The sequence below is a fragment of the Vibrio aestuarianus genome (assembly GCF_028858425.1).
Classification (GTDB): domain Bacteria; phylum Pseudomonadota; class Gammaproteobacteria; order Enterobacterales; family Vibrionaceae; genus Vibrio; species Vibrio aestuarianus.
The window spans coordinates 1,297,449-1,313,646 of sequence record NZ_JAKNYQ010000001.1; the positions used below are offsets into that span (position 1 = coordinate 1,297,449).

Consider the following 16,198-nt stretch of genomic DNA (forward strand, 5'->3'; position numbering starts at 1 on the left):
TTTTTGGTTGAAGTGCGTTGCATTTCAATTGAAAGAGAATGAGCAAAAGAAGCATTAAGCGGGGAAATGCGTTATTTCTCTGCTTTTTTTAACTGTAACCATTCACATAATCCGGTTGCAAAGCCTGCCAGCATGCCAGCCAGATGTGCTTCAATGGCCACGCGGGCATTGATCAGTTCACTGGTGCTGACTGAAGCTCCGAACGTCTGTTCCCAGGTGACTTTAACGATAATACCTACCACCAACAGCCAACTGCTTCGGCGTCCTTGTAACGCTTCTTGTAGAGCCAAATAGGCAAACACCCCGTGTAGAGCACCAGACAAACCGACGTAAATCTGCATACTACTAAAAAAAAGGCTAACGCCAACCGTAAAGCTGGTCATAAGAAGGCTAAGTAGCAATCTTTTATTGCTAGGTTGAAACACAAAATGGATGACCCACAGTCCAGCGAGGTTCATGCCAAGATGTGCAAAGTTGGTATGAGTAAAATTTCCTGTTAGGATTCGCCACCATTGACCCGTTTTGATTGCGGATAAGTTCCATTCGCTGAATGTAGCAAGGGGTTCAAATTGCAAAACGAAGCAAATCAAACTGATGGTCATTAGCGTTAAATAGTTTTTTTTTATGCTACTCATTTTTAGAAAATTCAGGCGGAAGTGGTTCACGTTATGTCTCGTTATTGTTCTCAATGTGGTAAATCGCTTAAGGCGTGTATTTGTGCATCTATTGTACCGCTTGCATCGTCGGTAGAGCTTATCATCCTTCAACATCCGACAGAAGAACATCGCCCGATGGGAACTGCGCGTATTTTGGATTTATCTTTGGCGAACAGTATGCGTTTGGTAGGAGAAGATTTCAGCCAACATGCGCAGCTCAATGCGCTACTTTCTGAGCCTGATGTCGCTCACTATGTGCTGTATCCCAGTGATGTTTCTCGCTGTGCATCTGAGCTGTCGACGTTATCTCCAGCCAAAAAAATTCGTATCATTTTACTCGATGGTACATGGAAGAAAGCATATAAAATGTGGCAACTTTCCGGCAACTTGCACGCGTTGCCAAGTGTACATTTACCTAAAGACCTCGTCGGTAATTACCGTATTCGTAAAGCGCCGAGTGAAAACAGTTTATCGACGGTTGAAGCGGGATATCATATTTTATCGCTGCTTGAGCCAACGCGAAATTTTCAACCACTAATGACAGCTTTTGAACAGATGATAGAGTTTCAAATTGCCCAGATGCCCCCAGGCGTATTTGAGCGTAACTATTTGTCCAAATAAATAGTCTTTGCGCGGCACATCAGCAGTGGTGATGCGCTGAGAACAATTGTTGATGCATTCTTTGTGCATAGCCATCGGTCATGGCAGAAATGTAATCGCATATCACCCGCATTCCATCTCCAGAGCCATCTTCTGCTTGTTGCCATTTACCGCGAGTTGTTTCTGGCAGTAGCCGTTCAGGGTCAGCACTGAGCGCCTCGAATAGATCCATGATGATCTGTTGTCCTTTGTATTCCACACGTTGAACTTGTGGAATTTGAATGACGTATTGGCTAACGAAATTCTTCAAAACTTCAAGCGCATTAGCCATATTGGGTTCGAGAAAGGCATTAAAAGCGAGGAGTTCATTGTGAAACGGAGCGTCCACTGGTTTAACATTAATGCTAGTGAGTAAAGCGTTGACCATGCCACCGATAGCATCTTTGCGGCGATAGTGTTTGCCAGCAAATAACATTTCACTGATTGAAGCAATGTGTTCTTCAAACCAAGCATCGCCACATTCGGCTAATTGAGAGGCTGCCGCCTCTTGCCACTGCTGGCGTGTGACCATGCCAAGTACGATAGCATCTTCCAAGTCATGCACCCCATAGGCAATGTCATCCGCTAGCTCCATTATGGAGCAATCGAGTGATTTAAAGCGCGTCTTTTTGTGCTGATAAGGCGTTGCTGGTAGGTCACGCATTTGGCTTAATAAGTCTTTATCTTGTGCTGATAACGGTTCAAAAACCCAAGTCAAAATCGATTGGTCGCAATCATAAATACCCTTGGCAGGAGACCAATCTTTTGCTTTGAGTTGACGTTGATGTGAGACCGCCTCGGGAAGTTTTTCAGCTCGAGTTTGGCTAAGTAAAGCGGGATATTTTAGTAGTCCTAACGCCGTTCGCCGAGAAAGATTCATGCCATGGTGTTCGGTGTAGGGTTCAAGGCTTGTCACAATGCGAAAGGTTTGAGCATTACCTTCAAAACCACCATGTTCACGCATCATGTAGTTCAACGCGACTTCGCCTCCGTGCCCATAAGGGGGATGACCAATATCATGCGCCAAGCACAATGAGTCGATTAAGCTATCTGAAGGCAATAGATCACGAAATTCGGGTTGTTTTAGCTTTATCTGAGCAACAATACCAGTACCTAATTGAGCCGCTTCCAGTGAATGTGTTAAACGGGTGCGGTGGAAATCATTAAGGCTGGTACCGTGTACCTGAGTTTTCGCTTGTAAGCGACGAAAGGCCGCTGAATGGAGAATACGTGCGCGATCACGTTGGTATGGGCTGCGGTGATCATCTCGACGAATTTTATGTTCATCATCTTTGCGCTCAAGCCATTTAGGGCTAATGGAAATTTCCATACCATCTCCTGCAACACATTGCTAATTTTCAAACACTTACCTGGTAACTTATCGCTAATTAGCTGATTTCGTCCAGCGTTAATTCAAAACTTGGGGCAAAGGTATTCAGGAAATACTCCATTTCAGGTGTGCGGCGCTCTTTAAGAGTGATATCAAGGCGCTTTTTCGCGAGTGCATACTCGTGGTTTCCAGCGCTCAACTCTTCTAAACATTTGAGATAAGCACAGATAGAGTCAGCTTGTTTTACAATAGCCGCATCTTCAGGATGCGCTGCTTGCGTCACCAGGTACGGCGCGAAGTCTTCCTGCAGTTCCTCTGGCAGCATAGAAAGCAGTTTTTGCTCAGCAGCGGCTTCAATCTTTTTATACTCTTTAGCTATATCTGGGTTGTAGTATTTGACTGGTGTCGGTAAATCGCCAGTTAATACTTCGCTGGTATCATGATACATCCCCAAAATTGCAATTCGTTCAGGGTTAACCTTCCCACCGAATTTTTTGTTTTTGATCACCGCTAATGCGTGTGCGACAAAAGCAACTTGCAGGCTATGTTCTGAAATGTTTTCACTGGAAACCGAACGCATTAAAGGCCAACGTTGAATTAACTGCATTCGAGCGAGATGGGCAAAAAAATGGCTCTCTTTCATTGCAATAAACATCCTTGCTTTGAGTGGAAAAGAAAACGGACGCTCTTTCAGTTTAGGAAAGTGCGTCCGTTTAGCATATGGAACTTTACGTTAAAATTCTACTGGCTGTAGGTTGATAAGAAACGTTCAAACCGACCAATAGCAATTTCCAAATCTTCAATGTGAGGCAATGTTACAATACGGAAGTGATCCGGTTTTGGCCAGTTAAAGCCCGTACCTTGTACAAGCAGTACTTTTTCTTGTTTCAGAAAATCGAGGACCATTTTTTGGTCATCTTTAATGTTGTACATCTTGGTGTCGATTTTCGGGAACAGATACATTGCCCCTTTCGGTTTCACACAAGAAACGCCAGGGATTTGGTTGATCAATTCCCAAGCGCGATCGCGCTGTTCGAGCAAGCGTCCGCCCGGCAGAATCAACTCATTGATACTTTGATAGCCACCTAGTGCCGTTTGGATGGCATGTTGCATTGGCACGTTGGCGCACAAGCGCATTGATGCGAGCATTTCCAAGCCAGCTACATAGCCTTGAGCGATATGTTTTGGTCCGGTGATGAACATCCATCCACCGCGGAAACCACATACTCGATAAGCTTTCGATAGACCATTAAACGTTAGCATTAAGACATCATCAGCTAGTGTTGAAATCGGCGTGTGAGTCGCACCGTCATAGAGAATTTTATCGTAGATTTCGTCGGCGAAGATGATCAACTTATGTTTACGAGCAATTTCGATAATTTCTAGTAAAAAGTCGCGGCTATAAACTGCACCAGTTGGGTTATTCGGGTTGATCAACACAATACCGCGCGTTTTCGGCGTGATTTTGTTTTTGATGTCGTCAAGGTCGGGATACCAATCGGCTTCTTCATCACATAGGTAATGTACGGCTTTACCACCAGAAAGTGCGACAGAAGCTGTCCATAGTGGGTAATCAGGTGCTGGAACCAGCATTTCATCGCCATTATTAAGTAAGGCTTGCATTGCCATCACGATAAGTTCAGAGGCACCATTACCAATATAAACGTCTTCGACATCTAAGCTGCGTAAGCCTTTTTTCTGGTAATGTTGCACTACGGCTTTACGTGCCGAATAGATACCTTTCGAGTCACAATAACCTTGAGATGTTGGGAGGTTACGGATCACATCAACAAGGATTTCGTCTGGGGCGTCAAAGCCAAATGGGGCTGGGTTACCGATATTTAGCTTCAGTATTTTATGCCCCTCTTCTTCCATGCGCTTAGCATGTTTGAGTACAGGTCCCCTAATGTCGTAGCAGACATTATCGAGTTTTGACGACATCCCGATATTTTGCATTGTGTGATTCCTGAAAATTAAATGATTTCTTTATTAAAATACACCAAATTGATTTTTGATAGAATAAAAATCTACAATAGGGTGCTTTTTCGGAAGTGATAGGCTAGCTCTTTATCACAGGAATTTGCAAAAGATGGGAGGCAACCTTGATTTACGCTGCCTGTCTAAATAGAGTAGCCATCAGTAAAGCCCGTCTCTCAATATTTACGAGGTCGATTTGTCGCATTTTCATCAAGCCATTGCTCTGTTGATAGAGCAAATAAACGACGCGAAGGATGATGACGTTCGTTTTGTACAAAATTTGCAAGAAGCTCCACTTTTCGCGTCTATTGATTGGCTTGAAGCCCAACCAATTTTCCCTAAGTTTTACTGGCAATCACGTGACACGCGTGAAGAAGTGGTCGCGTTAGGCCAACTATATACGTTCTCTGAACCAGAACCTGCTTATACTATTTTAGGTGCTGAGCAACGTGTCTGGGGTGGTCGCTCGTTTGATGGTAATACCGATAAAAACAAGCGTTGCATGTCGTCATTCTTTTTTTTGCCACAAATTGAATTGATTCGGTTTGATGAACAATGGTCAATTGCTGTTAACGTGACCGCAGAACGCCACCGTACTTTAGCGGCGCTGAGTAAACTGCAAATGGATGTAAGCCCATTACGTTCAATCTCTTCACATATTGAATGCATAAAGCATGAGCCAAATGAGAATCAATGGCAGCAGCTTGTCGATCAGGTACTTGATGGGATTGAGGCAAATGCATTTAAGAAAGTGGTGCTAGCAAGAAAAACAACACTGAATTTAGATTCGCCACTCAGTGCTGCGCAATTGTTGAAAGCTAGCTCTACGCAAAACCATCACAGTTTTCATTTTTTGTTAGCACTGGACCAAAAACACAGCTTTATGGGCTCAACCCCTGAGCGTTTATATGCGCGTCAAGGAAATGAGCTTTATACGGAAGCTCTGGCTGGAACCATTGGTCGTGGCATGAATGCGAGCCAAGATATGGAATTGGCAAATTGGCTCTCTCAAGACAGTAAAAATCTCAATGAGAACCAATATGTGGTGGATGATATTGTTGAGCGTTTAACGCCACATTCTGAATGTGTTGAGGTAGAACAGGAAGCGCGCTTAGTGCGGTTACGTAAAGTGCAGCATTTAAAACGTAGTATCCATGCTCAGCTTAAAAAAGGCATTAACGGTGTGCAACTGCTCAGTGCATTGCAACCTACGGCTGCGGTTGCAGGTTTACCGCGCAAAGAGGCGATGGATTTCATTCTCGCCCATGAACCTTTTGCTCGTGGGTGGTATGCTGGTTCGGTAGGCTATATCAGCCATCAAAAAGCGGAGTTTTGTGTGGCCATTCGCAGTGCGTTATTAGTGGATAAACAAGTGCAGCTATTTGCTGGGGCTGGGATTGTCCCCGGTTCAGTGGCGGAATATGAATGGCAAGAACTAGATAAAAAGATGTCAACATTGTTGAGTTTGATCAGTGACCACTTGCCACTAGGAGTCGCATCATGAAACAAGATCAAGCGGTATTGAATCGAATTTGGAGCCAGACCCTTCTTGAAGAGCTGACACGTTTGGATGTTGAAGAGGTTTGTATTGCACCGGGTTCGCGCTCGACTCCTTTGACCCTTGAAGCGGATGCCAATCAAAAACTCACACTGCATACGCATTTTGATGAACGTGGTTTAGGCTTTTTAGCTTTGGGATTAGCCAAGGCAAGTCAAAAGCCAGTCGCGGTAATCGTGACCTCTGGCACCGCGGTGGCTAATCTGTTGCCAGCGATTGCTGAATCTAAACTCACCGGCGAAAAATTGGTGGTTTTAAGCGCAGATCGCCCACTTGAGTTAGTAGGGTGTGGTGCGAATCAAGCCATCAATCAAGTTGGCATCTATTCTTCACATGTGACTCAAACCCTTAACTTACCGAGCCCAAATACCGCAGTACCATTAACCTGGCTGCTCACTAGCCTTGATGAAATGATGGCAAACCAAGCTCGACAAGGTGGAACGGTACACATTAACTGCCCATTTCCCGAACCTTTATATTCGCAAGGGGATAAAACCCAGTTTGCTGGCTATCTAGCATCTATCGATTCATGGCAGTCAAGCTCTCAGCCATACAGTTCAAGCTTTGGGCAATGGTGCACTGAAAGCATGGATTGTGGTGAGCTATTTAATAAAAAAGGTTTAGTCATTATTGGTTCATTGAACCTAGCAAACGCAAAGAAAGCCAAGCAGTTTGCAAATAAACTCGGTTGGCCAGTATTGTGTGATCCACAATCTGGGGTGAACAGCGACTGGGCACATTTTGATTTATGGCTGCAAAATAGCGTAGCGAAAGAGCAGCTCAGCGAATGTGAGGTGATTGTTCAATTTGGATCTCGTTTAGTGTCGAAAAGGCTTAATCAATGGTTAAGTGAACAGGTTACGCAGCGCGCAGCGCAGTATATATATGTTTCATCTCAAGCTGAGCGTAATAACCCTTCCCACTTACCTCAATGGCACTTTGTTGCTGATATTGAACAGTGGGTCGAAACGCACATTAGCAAGTGGACGGCATTAGGTGCGACTCAAGCAGGTTGGGCTGACCAATTAAAAAGCAAAGCTAGCGAGCTTGAGCAACTGGCACAACTGCATTTGTGTGGTGATGAGTCATTAAGTGAAATTGCGGTTGCGTTGGATCTTGCTGAGCGTAGCCAAAATGCTGATCTTTTTCTTGGTAACAGCCTAATTGTGCGCCTAGTTGATATGTTTGCTACGCTCGACAATCGCCATGTCTATTCCAACCGAGGTGCTTCTGGCATTGATGGCTTAGTGGCAACCATGGCTGGTGTGCAACGCATTAACCAACAGCCGATGCTTATGCTTATCGGTGATACCGCCTTATTATATGATCTCAACTCTCTTGCACTAGTCACTCATACTTGTGCGCCATTAGTGATTGTGGTCACCAATAACGATGGAGGGGCGATTTTTGATTTATTGCCAGTACCTGCCGCTCAAAAGTCAGCGCTTTATCAAATGCCTCATGGCTATCAGTTTAAGTTTGCGGCCAAGCAATTTGGTTTGTCCTATGTTCGTCCTCAAACATTATCCGCGTATCAATCTGCCGTGAGTGAGCACTTACAGCAGGGACAAGGAACATTAATCGTTGAAGTGATCACACCTCCTGAACAAGCTTCAACTCAACTTAAACAATTTACTCAGCAAATTGATGCCAGCTAGTCGACGTCCACAGCCAATAGCGATAAACAGCGAACCCGTGTTGGTGTTTGTTCATGGTTTATTGGGGGGTGGTGATGATTGGCTAGAGAGTATTCATTACCTCACAGACTATCGTTGTGTGACGATTGAACTGCCAGGGCATGGTATAAGCCAATCAACCCCAAGCGGTGGCTTTGAAGCTGATTGTAATCACATTTCTAATATCATTAATCGGCACATAGCGCCGAATACTCCTATTGTTCTGATCGGCTATTCTTTAGGCGGACGAATGGCGATGTATGGTGTTGCGATGCAATGTTTCAATACACTTAATATTCAAGGTGTCGTGATCGAAGGCGGTAATTTTGGTTTACAGAATGACGCACTCAGAAGTGAGCGACTTGCCAGTGACACAGCTTGGTCAGAACGGTTCAAAAGTGAGCCAATTGAACAAGTGTTGGGCGATTGGTATCAGCAAGCGGTATTTTCTTCATTAAATCATGAGCAAAGACAAACCTTAATCACAAAACGTAGTGCTAACCTTGGCGCTGCGGTTGCTCAGACGCTAGTTTCTACCTCGCTTGCTAAACAGCCTTATTTGCTTGATAAGTTAAAGTCGTCGCAGATACCAATGTGTTATGTCTGTGGCGAGAACGACACTAAGTTTACCCAATTGGCCAAGCAAAGTGGTTTGCGGTATTACCCTGTGCCAGACGCTGGACATAATGTTCACCAAGAGCAGCCACAGGCTTTTGCCGAAATTATTCGAGAATTTATACGTCGATGCTAAATAAGCATCGAATTTAGAACAACAATGGAAAATCATCATGGCTAAAACTGTTGGTATTACTGAAGAAGAATTGTACGCGCCCGTTGTGTGGAATGACTGCGGCGCAGCATATGAAGATATTCACTATCACAAATCCCCAGATGGCATTGCAAAAATCACCATCGCTCGTCCACAAGTGCGCAATGCATTTCGCCCTCAAACTGTAAAAGAGATGATCAATGCGCTGGCGGACGCACGCTATGACGAACAAGTTGGTGTGATCATTCTTACTGGTTTGGGCGAAGATGCTTTCTGCTCTGGGGGCGATCAAAAAATTCGTGGTGATTACGGCGGCTACCGTGACGATTCAGGTACGCACCACCTTAATGTACTTGATTTCCAACGCCAAATTCGCACTTGTCCAAAACCTGTCATTGCTTCTGTTGCTGGGTGGGCAGTAGGTGGTGGTCATGTATTACACATGATGTGTGACTTAACCATCGCGGCTGAAAACGCACAGTTTGGTCAAACTGGTCCAAAAGTGGGGTCATTTGATGGCGGTTGGGGTGCTTCTTACATGGCCCGTATCGTTGGTCAGAAAAAAGCGCGTGAAATTTGGTTCTTATGCCGTTTTTACGACGCGAAAGAAGCGTTGGATATGGGCTTAGTGAATACCGTCGTTGCGGTTGATGAACTAGAAAAAGAGACGGTACGTTGGTGTCGTGAAGTTCTCCAGCATAGCCCTATGGCGCTGCGCTGCCTGAAAGCAGCATTAAATGCTGACTGTGATGGTCAAGCCGGCCTACAAGAACTGGCGGGTAACGCAACCATGATGTTCTATATGACAGAAGAAGGCCAAGAAGGTCGTAATGCGTTTAATGAAAAAAGACGCCCAGAGTTTAATAAATTTCCTCGCAACCCTTAATTGAATCTCATCAGTCGTTTCATGGTCATATTGGAGGTGCTTATTAGTAGTACTAAGCATCTCTTATCGCCTTTGATGGCTGTTTTTATTCACGGTACATTGATATACCCAAACAACTTCAAGTAGGAAAATTATAGCTAGAGAAGATTTATTACTCTCTAGAGAACGTCATTAAGAAAGAGATGAAATTTATGCGCAGTGCCAAACTATATCGTTACTGTCTACCGATGGATAGCGGCGTAATTCTTCGTGATCAAAAGCTGGTGGAGCGCGAAGGCTTCATAATTGAGTTGTGCGAAGGCGAAAATAAAGGCTTAGGTGAAGTTGCACCGCTGGTCGGTTTTAGTGTGGAGTCAGCTGAAGAAGCACAACAGCAAGCCGCGCAACAACTTGAGCTTTGGGTTGGTGGTGAGCAAATTGCCTATGATGATCTTTTCCCTTCGGTTGCCTTTGGCCTCTCGATGGCAGAGCTTGAGCTGAATGGTGAATTGCCACAAATGGGCAACTATCACGCAGCACCTTTATGCACTGGTGACCCTGATGAGTTGATTCCATTGTTAAATGCCATGCCGGGTAAAAAAGTGGCGAAAGTAAAAGTGGGTCTTTATGAGGCGATCCGTGATGGGATGCTAGTGAACCTATTTTTAGAATCGATGCCTGATTTACAACTTCGTCTGGATGCGAATCGCGCTTGGACGCCAGCTAAAGCGGAACAGTTTGCCAAGTATGTTTCTCCTTCGGTACGTCAACGCATTGCTTTTTTAGAAGAGCCATGTCAGTCGCCAAGTCACAGTCTCGCGTTTGCGATTAACAGTGGTATCGCCATTGCCTGGGACGAAACACTGCAACATGCCGTGCGCCGAGATGATTTTCGTTTAGAAGACTTAACGGGTGCAAAAGCCATTGTGATTAAACCGACATTGATTGGCTCTGTTGCCCGTTGCATTGCATTGATTGAAAAAGCCAAAGCGATGGGCATTCAAGCGGTGATAAGTTCAAGCATTGAATCCAGTTTGGGGCTTTGCCAATTAGCCCGTTTGGCACAGTGGCAATTGCCTGACGAAGTGCCAGGGCTAGACACGATTGGTTTATTTAAAGCCCAATTAGAAGTGAGTTGGCCGGGGTGCGATTTACCACTGCAATCTTTGACTAACCAGTGCGTTGTTTGGCAGTCATAATGCAACAAGCTCGGCACACATTATCTTCTCTCCCTTGGGAGCAGAAAGCGCAACAGGTGGCCAATTCACTGGCTTTAATTACCCCATCAGGTGATTACACGTGGTCAGCGTTAACACAGTTAGTGAATAGCTATGCTGATGTGCTTAGGCAGCAAGGGCTGAAAGCCAATGACGTATTAACGTTGGTGGGTAAAAATAGCCCTGAATTGCTGTTTTTGTATTTGGCGAGCCTTAAACTTGGCGTGATCTGCGCGATAACCATGCCGCAGCCTTACGAACTGCTTCAAAAAAAGCTGAAGACCCTATATAAGCCGGACCAAACCGCGTGCTTGTGGCTCGGGTGTGGTGCGGCGTTGAGCACTGCTGAAATCGCCGCATTAACACCAAAAACAGAGGTCGTTAAGCTTGATGATAGCCAGATGCTAGCGAGTAGCACTCCCATTGCGGAAGGTTTTGACGCAAAGCGATTGAGCTCGATCGTGTTTACTTCCGGTTCAACGGGTGAGCCCAAAGCGGTCGTCCATACTTCTGCACAGCATTTTGCTTCTGCAACTGGGCTATTGGCGCACTTTCCTTATACAGAGCAGGATACATGGCTATTGAGTTTGCCGATGTATCATGTTTCTGGCTTGGCGATTATCTACCGCTGGCTTAGTGCTGGGGCGTGTTTAAAAGTTGGGTGTGGAGAACTGAGTCAAGATATCCAGCAAGTCACTCATGCTTCTTTGGTGGCTACGCAATTAAAACGTCTGCTTGAAAGCGGGCAAGCACTTACTTTAACTCATGTTTTGCTTGGTGGTAGTCATATTCCACATAGTCTCAGCCAACAAGCAGCACAACTTGGTATTGCAACTTGGTTAGGTTATGGCATGACCGAGGCTGCGTCGACAGTCACCGCCAAGCGGGTAGATACTCAAAATAGTGCGGGTTATTTATTACCGAATCGCCAGTTGAAAATAGAACAAAAGCGTATATGGATTGGTGGTGAGACTCTGGCCAGTGGTTACTATCGCCAGGGGATTGTTATTCCTTTTGTCGATGCTATGGGGTGGTTTGACAGTAAAGATCTCGGCGAATGGTTAGGTGACGAACTGCGTATTATCGGACGAGCCGATAACCAATTTATTTCCGGCGGAGAGAATATTCACTGTGAAGAAATTGAAACGGTGCTCAATCGCCACCCTGATATTGAACAAGCGATGGTTGTAGCGGTTAAAGATGCTGAGTTCGGCTGCCGAGCGATTGCCGTGGTACGTGGGAATTTACCACTTAATCAGCAAGAAATAGAGCTGTGGTTGACGGGTAAATTAGATAAGTTTAAATGGCCAGTGGCTTATTTTTTGATGCCAGAAGCATTGGCAGACTCAGGCATCAAAGTCTCTCGTAGTGCGCTTAAAGCGTGGTTGTCCAACCACCAACCCCAGTACCGAATCGCCGATTAACTCGCACTCACCTCACGAGTACAACACGCCTTAGTTATTAGATAGTCCAAAACTGAATTTCTCAAGCTTATAACTCAACCTCATAATGAAGTTATTAAAAAGCAGAGTTTGGAATAGCGAGAAATAATGAAAGGCGTATTTATCATCATCATCGCGCTACTTGTTGGAATATCGATAAGCAGTGAGGGCGTGGTTCGCTCAGTTGCTGAGTTATTTGCTTTTATTGCTATTGTCGTGTGGCTGTTTAGATATCGAATCGATAAGTCTCAGCAAGCAACTTTCAAAACTGAAGATTTTTAGGCTTTGCCTTTCTTAATATCACCTGATACATCGTTGTTCTATTTTCCCATTTTGGTATTAAGCGAACATTAACCACGCCAATGATGAAACTGAAATAGCAAACCATAGAGTGATGCCAAGAATCAGGGGTTTCGGTCCTGATGCTTTAAGTTTTTCTACTGAAATACCACAACCAATCAAAAATAGACAAACGACGAGTGCTTTTTTCGCCACAGCAAAGATTGCGTTATATATCGCATCAAACTGCGGAAAAAAATCACTGACTAAAATTGCGATGCAATAAAAGACAATGAAGTAAGGGATAGTGACTTTCTTGGATTGGCTGCGAAAAATCATCGTACTGATTAAAGCAACAGGTACTATCCACAAGGCTCGCGCGAGCTTTAGTGTTGTCGCGGTTTTAAGTGCTTCTTCGCCATAAGCAGAAGCTGCCCCTACAACAGAAGAGGTGTCATGGATAGCGATGGCTGCCCAAGTACCAAAAGTGTGTTGATCGAGCTGCAAAGCATGGCCAATGAGTGGAAATATAAACAGAGCAACCGAGTTTAAGACAAAAACGGTGGCCAGCGCTAAACCGATTTCATCATCGTCAGCATTGATGGCTGGGGCGACCGCAGCAATGGCGCTACCACCACAAATTGCTGTGCCTGAAGCAATAAGATAGCCAGTTTTTCGTGCCAATCCTAGCCGTTTAGTTAATACCCAGCCTACACATAACGTGGCTGTAATCGAAGCAATAATAAGTCCTATCCCATTGCTGGTTACCGTTAACGCTTCTTGCAAAGGTATACCAAACCCCAAGCCGACGATTGAATAGGCGAGCAATTTCTTAGTCATTTTGGTAATCGGTAGATTGCCTGGCACCAAACCTACACTCACCATAAAAAAGCCAATTACCAAAGCGGTAGGAGAGGTGATGTAAGGTGTTAAACAAGCAATAGCGGCCAGTAAAAATGCAATGTGCTTAAAAGAGATGTTCATCGTATTAATCGAAAGATAAGAAGAGTGTCATTGTATAGGATACACACGCGATTGTAGTTTCGATGTTTTGAACTGGCGTTCAGTTTTATTGAACGCCAGTTCAAAATGATGGCAATGAGAGTAGAGTATTACGCAGAGACAAAGCGCAATTCGTAAGCGTGTTAACGCCAGTCTCCACGTAGTTGAATGACTTTTTCTTGCATCACTTGTGTTGTGGCTTGTAACGGAGCAACAGGTTCTCCGGCTTCTATTTCGAGACGAGACCAGAATCGAGTCGGTAAGCCGCGACACGCTTGCCCTTTTACTCGGCTAAAGTAGCTGCCCCACAGCCCTTTTAAAGCCATCGGTATGACAGGGACGGGACTGCGTTTTAAGATGATATCCATTCCGCGCATAAAATCATGGATTTCACCATCGGCGGTTAATTGTCCTTCAGGGAAAATACACACGATATGACCTTCAGCTAATGCTTGTTCTACCTCACTAAAAGCGCGACGAATAGAGCTTCTATTACTTGCCGAAATAGGAATAACGCCAGCACGCTTTAGGAATCGGCGCAAAGGCGGCAAGTTTGCATAATCTTCTTCCATCACAAATCGGATTAATCGTGGGCACACGCCGCTGAGTAGCAATGCATCCATATAGCTGACATGGTTACATACGATCAATGCTCCGCCTTTTTCGGGGAGATGATGCAGGTTTTTATGGTTCACTCGGTACATAGTGTGAGTCAAAATCCACACTAAAAAACGAACTAAAAACATGGGCACCTGTAAGCACAAATAGAGCGTAACGAATAGATTGAGTAACGCTAAAATAACAAACAATTGAGGGATGGAGAGTTCCAGTATAGTTAAACAAACAATACCTAAAATGGCACTACCGACCATAAATAGTGAATTGTAAATATTGAGTGCGGCAATCACTTGTGCTCGCTGTGTCACTTTAGCTTGTTGCTGCATTAAGGCGTATAAAGGCACAATAAAGATACCACCAGAGACACCAATCATCAGCAAATAGAAAAATAATGGCCACAGTGGTTGGTAGCTTAAAAAGCTATGAAAGTCGGTAAATATCGGCAAGCTATCAGGAACCGCTTGTGCCATCAAATAACCAAAAATAGTAATACCAAAGCTACCAATAGGAATGATACCGACTTCGATGCGATGGTTAGAGAGCCTATCGCATGTCATTGAACCGGTGGCAATTCCAATCGAAAAGAGCGCCAGCAAAAAGGAGACAGCGCTTTCGTTACCATTTAAATAATGGTGAGTGAAATTAGGAAATTGAGTTAAATAGGCTGCGCCCAAAAACCAAAACCAGCTGATGGCCATTATCGATTGAAAAATTGTGCGGTCACTTTTTGCTATGGCAATGGTTTGCTTGGTTTGTTTGATTGGCTGCCAACGAAACTTCAAATCAGGTGCGCAAGCGGGAGCATTAGGGATATGGCGACTGGCTAAGTAACCCACAATAGCGAACACGACAACCGCTGCAGCGGCAACGTATTTTGCATTCTCTGCTGACGCAATCAACCCAGCACCTAACGTACCTAATAAAATCGCCAGAAAAGTTCCCGTTTCTACTAACGCATTGCCAGGAACCAGCTCTTCAGATTTAAGCTGTTGAGGGAGTAATGCGTATTTTACTGGGCCAAAAAATGCCGATTGCGTGCCCATTAAAAAGAGTAACAACAGTAAAATAGCATAACTTTCAGTAATAAAACCTATTGCTCCAAGGCACATAATGCCAATTTCGGCTAGTTTGACTTTACGAATAAAGGCGGATTTCTCGTACTTGTCTGCAAGCACACCCGCAGAGGCTGAAAAGAGGAAGAAAGGCAGAATGAATAACCCAGCAGCGAGGTTTATAAAAAGGTTGCTTGATATAGGTAAAACATTCGCACCGGCAAAAGCGACGAAAAGCAGCAGTACATTTTTGAAAATATTATCGTTAAAAGCCCCAAAAAACTGGGTGATAAAGTAAGGTAGAAAACGTCGTTGAGTAAGCAGCGAGGATTGATGCTGAGGCATTGCTATTCCTTATTTTTACCAGTTAGTGAGATAATTGGAGAGTAAGTTTTCGATCAGCTCCTTACCATCAATCGGTTCGGCTGCGAAAAACTTGTCATCTACACTTAATAAGGTAATACCATGCACGCCAGACCATAATACGCGACTTGCTTGCAAAATTTCTTGTTTGGTGCGCTGTGGTGCGATTATTTGTAACAAACCTTCAAGCATGGTTGTCATGGTATCTATGCGCTCAGCTTGCCAGTCAGGTAGGGCTTCGCCATTCATATTGTGTTCGAAAATAAGCTGCCAACGATTAGGATGCTGCAAAGCAAAGTCATGATAGCAGTAGGCTAACAGATAGAGCGCTTGTCTTGGGTCATCACATTGATTGACGGCTTTTTTAGCTTGCGCTGATAATTCATCAAGCGTTTGTGCTACGGCATGCAAAAGCAGCAAATTGTAGTTACCAAACACATTGACTAACGTACTTGGTACATAGCCAATCATGGTGGCGATTTTGCGTAAACTTAACTCATGATAGGTGTGATCCTCAAGAAAGCGTTTTACTACCTTGAGTGTCAATTTAATCAGCTCTTCTCGGGTGTGATCGTTTCGTCTTGCCATGGTTATGTTTTAATAATGAACAATGTTCGATATTCTAGATAGGTGGTGTATAAGCGTCAACTGATACACACTTTATTTGCAATATTCTGATACATGTCCACTTAAAGCAGAGGTTTTCTTGTATATCCGAAGTGGTTATGATGGTAGCGCCTCAATAAAAAATAACC

General features: G+C 44.4%; 15 protein-coding genes. 8 read left to right on the forward strand and 7 right to left on the reverse strand.

Annotated features, from left to right (window positions below):
- Positions 1–71: 71 nt before the first annotated feature.
- Positions 72–665, reverse strand: coding sequence for a rhombosortase (gene rrtA / locus MCT08_RS06220; protein WP_274678052.1), 594 nt, complete (start codon positions 663–665; stop codon positions 72–74).
- Positions 666–668: 3 nt separating this feature from the next.
- Between rrtA and MCT08_RS06225 the strand changes: the two genes are divergently transcribed.
- Positions 669–1,277, forward strand: a complete 609-nt coding sequence (locus MCT08_RS06225; RefSeq protein ID WP_176245808.1) for a tRNA-uridine aminocarboxypropyltransferase — start codon at positions 669–671, stop codon at positions 1,275–1,277.
- Positions 1,278–1,296: 19 nt separating this feature from the next.
- Here MCT08_RS06225 and MCT08_RS06230 read toward each other — a convergent pair whose 3' ends face one another.
- From MCT08_RS06230 to MCT08_RS06240, 3 genes are all read right to left on the reverse strand, one after another.
- The gene (locus MCT08_RS06230; RefSeq protein ID WP_053311743.1) at positions 1,297–2,625 is read right to left on the reverse strand and encodes an anti-phage deoxyguanosine triphosphatase; all 1,329 of its coding nucleotides are present in this window, start codon (positions 2,623–2,625) and stop codon (positions 1,297–1,299) included.
- A 58-nt stretch (positions 2,626–2,683) separates the two neighbouring features.
- Positions 2,684–3,268: a 5'-deoxynucleotidase gene (gene yfbR / locus MCT08_RS06235; RefSeq protein WP_247651901.1), complete on the reverse strand. Its 585-nt coding sequence runs from the start codon at positions 3,266–3,268 to the stop codon at positions 2,684–2,686.
- 98 nt (positions 3,269–3,366) lie between these two features.
- The gene (locus MCT08_RS06240) at positions 3,367–4,581 is read right to left on the reverse strand and encodes a pyridoxal phosphate-dependent aminotransferase (RefSeq protein WP_168521583.1); all 1,215 of its coding nucleotides are present in this window, start codon (positions 4,579–4,581) and stop codon (positions 3,367–3,369) included.
- Between the two features lie 217 nt (positions 4,582–4,798).
- Between MCT08_RS06240 and MCT08_RS06245 the strand changes: the two genes are divergently transcribed.
- The 7 genes from MCT08_RS06245 (at position 4,799) to MCT08_RS06275 (ending at position 12,411) form a co-directional block, all read left to right on the forward strand.
- On the forward strand, positions 4,799–6,106 hold the full coding sequence (locus MCT08_RS06245) for an isochorismate synthase (protein ID WP_168521585.1): 1,308 nt from the start codon (positions 4,799–4,801) through the stop codon (positions 6,104–6,106).
- Complete coding sequence (menD, locus tag MCT08_RS06250) at positions 6,103–7,818, forward strand: 2-succinyl-5-enolpyruvyl-6-hydroxy-3-cyclohexene-1-carboxylic-acid synthase (RefSeq protein WP_261915305.1); 1,716 nt, start codon at positions 6,103–6,105, stop codon at positions 7,816–7,818. The genes MCT08_RS06245 and menD overlap by 4 nt, the downstream gene beginning before the upstream one ends.
- Entirely contained in the window at positions 7,808–8,587 is a 780-nt protein-coding gene (menH, locus tag MCT08_RS06255; RefSeq protein WP_274678053.1) for a 2-succinyl-6-hydroxy-2,4-cyclohexadiene-1-carboxylate synthase, read from the forward strand. Before menD ends, menH begins: the two co-directional genes overlap by 11 nt.
- A 37-nt stretch (positions 8,588–8,624) precedes the next feature.
- Positions 8,625–9,491 carry a 1,4-dihydroxy-2-naphthoyl-CoA synthase gene (gene menB / locus MCT08_RS06260; protein ID WP_053312178.1) on the forward strand — a complete coding sequence of 289 codons (867 nt, stop codon included), beginning with the start codon at positions 8,625–8,627 and terminating at the stop codon, positions 9,489–9,491.
- Between the two features lie 191 nt (positions 9,492–9,682).
- A complete protein-coding gene (menC, locus tag MCT08_RS06265; protein ID WP_274678054.1) occupies positions 9,683–10,669 on the forward strand; it encodes an o-succinylbenzoate synthase in 987 nt (328 codons plus the stop codon).
- Positions 10,669–12,111: an o-succinylbenzoate--CoA ligase gene (gene menE, locus MCT08_RS06270; RefSeq protein ID WP_274678055.1), complete on the forward strand. Its 1,443-nt coding sequence runs from the start codon at positions 10,669–10,671 to the stop codon at positions 12,109–12,111. The genes menC and menE overlap by 1 nt, the downstream gene beginning before the upstream one ends.
- Before the next feature lie 126 nt (positions 12,112–12,237).
- Entirely contained in the window at positions 12,238–12,411 is a 174-nt protein-coding gene (locus tag MCT08_RS06275; RefSeq protein ID WP_171822959.1) for a hypothetical protein, read from the forward strand.
- 57 nt (positions 12,412–12,468) lie between these two features.
- Here the strand turns inward: MCT08_RS06275 and MCT08_RS06280 are convergent, their stop codons facing one another.
- The 3 genes from MCT08_RS06280 to MCT08_RS06290 all read right to left on the reverse strand — a co-directional run bounded on the left by MCT08_RS06280 (position 12,469) and on the right by MCT08_RS06290 (position 16,031).
- Positions 12,469–13,392 (reverse strand): YeiH family protein, encoded by a 924-nt coding sequence (locus MCT08_RS06280; protein ID WP_274678056.1) that lies wholly within the window; start codon positions 13,390–13,392, stop codon positions 12,469–12,471.
- 161 nt (positions 13,393–13,553) lie between these two features.
- Positions 13,554–15,425, reverse strand: coding sequence for an MFS transporter (locus MCT08_RS06285; RefSeq protein ID WP_274678057.1), 1,872 nt, complete (start codon positions 15,423–15,425; stop codon positions 13,554–13,556).
- A gap of 15 nt (positions 15,426–15,440) precedes the next feature.
- Positions 15,441–16,031: a TetR/AcrR family transcriptional regulator gene (locus tag MCT08_RS06290; protein ID WP_168786626.1), complete on the reverse strand. Its 591-nt coding sequence runs from the start codon at positions 16,029–16,031 to the stop codon at positions 15,441–15,443.
- Positions 16,032–16,198 lie beyond the last annotated feature (167 nt).

Coding starts and splice junctions, on each gene's coding strand:
- MCT08_RS06280 (WP_274678056.1), bottom strand. CDS start 13,392: ATGAACATCTCTTTTAAGCACATTGCATTTTTACTGGCCGCTATTGCT.
- MCT08_RS06285 (WP_274678057.1), bottom strand. CDS start 15,425: ATGCCTCAGCATCAATCCTCGCTGCTTACTCAACGACGTTTTCTACCT.
- menB (WP_053312178.1), top strand. CDS start 8,625: ATGGCTAAAACTGTTGGTATTACTGAAGAAGAATTGTACGCGCCCGTT.
- menH (WP_274678053.1), top strand. CDS start 7,808: ATGCCAGCTAGTCGACGTCCACAGCCAATAGCGATAAACAGCGAACCC.
- MCT08_RS06230 (WP_053311743.1), bottom strand. CDS start 2,625: ATGGAAATTTCCATTAGCCCTAAATGGCTTGAGCGCAAAGATGATGAA.
- MCT08_RS06225 (WP_176245808.1), top strand. CDS start 669: ATGTCTCGTTATTGTTCTCAATGTGGTAAATCGCTTAAGGCGTGTATT.
- yfbR (WP_247651901.1), bottom strand. CDS start 3,268: ATGAAAGAGAGCCATTTTTTTGCCCATCTCGCTCGAATGCAGTTAATT.
- MCT08_RS06290 (WP_168786626.1), bottom strand. CDS start 16,031: ATGGCAAGACGAAACGATCACACCCGAGAAGAGCTGATTAAATTGACA.
- menC (WP_274678054.1), top strand. CDS start 9,683: ATGCGCAGTGCCAAACTATATCGTTACTGTCTACCGATGGATAGCGGC.
- MCT08_RS06275 (WP_171822959.1), top strand. CDS start 12,238: ATGAAAGGCGTATTTATCATCATCATCGCGCTACTTGTTGGAATATCG.
- menE (WP_274678055.1), top strand. CDS start 10,669: ATGCAACAAGCTCGGCACACATTATCTTCTCTCCCTTGGGAGCAGAAA.
- MCT08_RS06240 (WP_168521583.1), bottom strand. CDS start 4,581: ATGCAAAATATCGGGATGTCGTCAAAACTCGATAATGTCTGCTACGAC.
- menD (WP_261915305.1), top strand. CDS start 6,103: ATGAAACAAGATCAAGCGGTATTGAATCGAATTTGGAGCCAGACCCTT.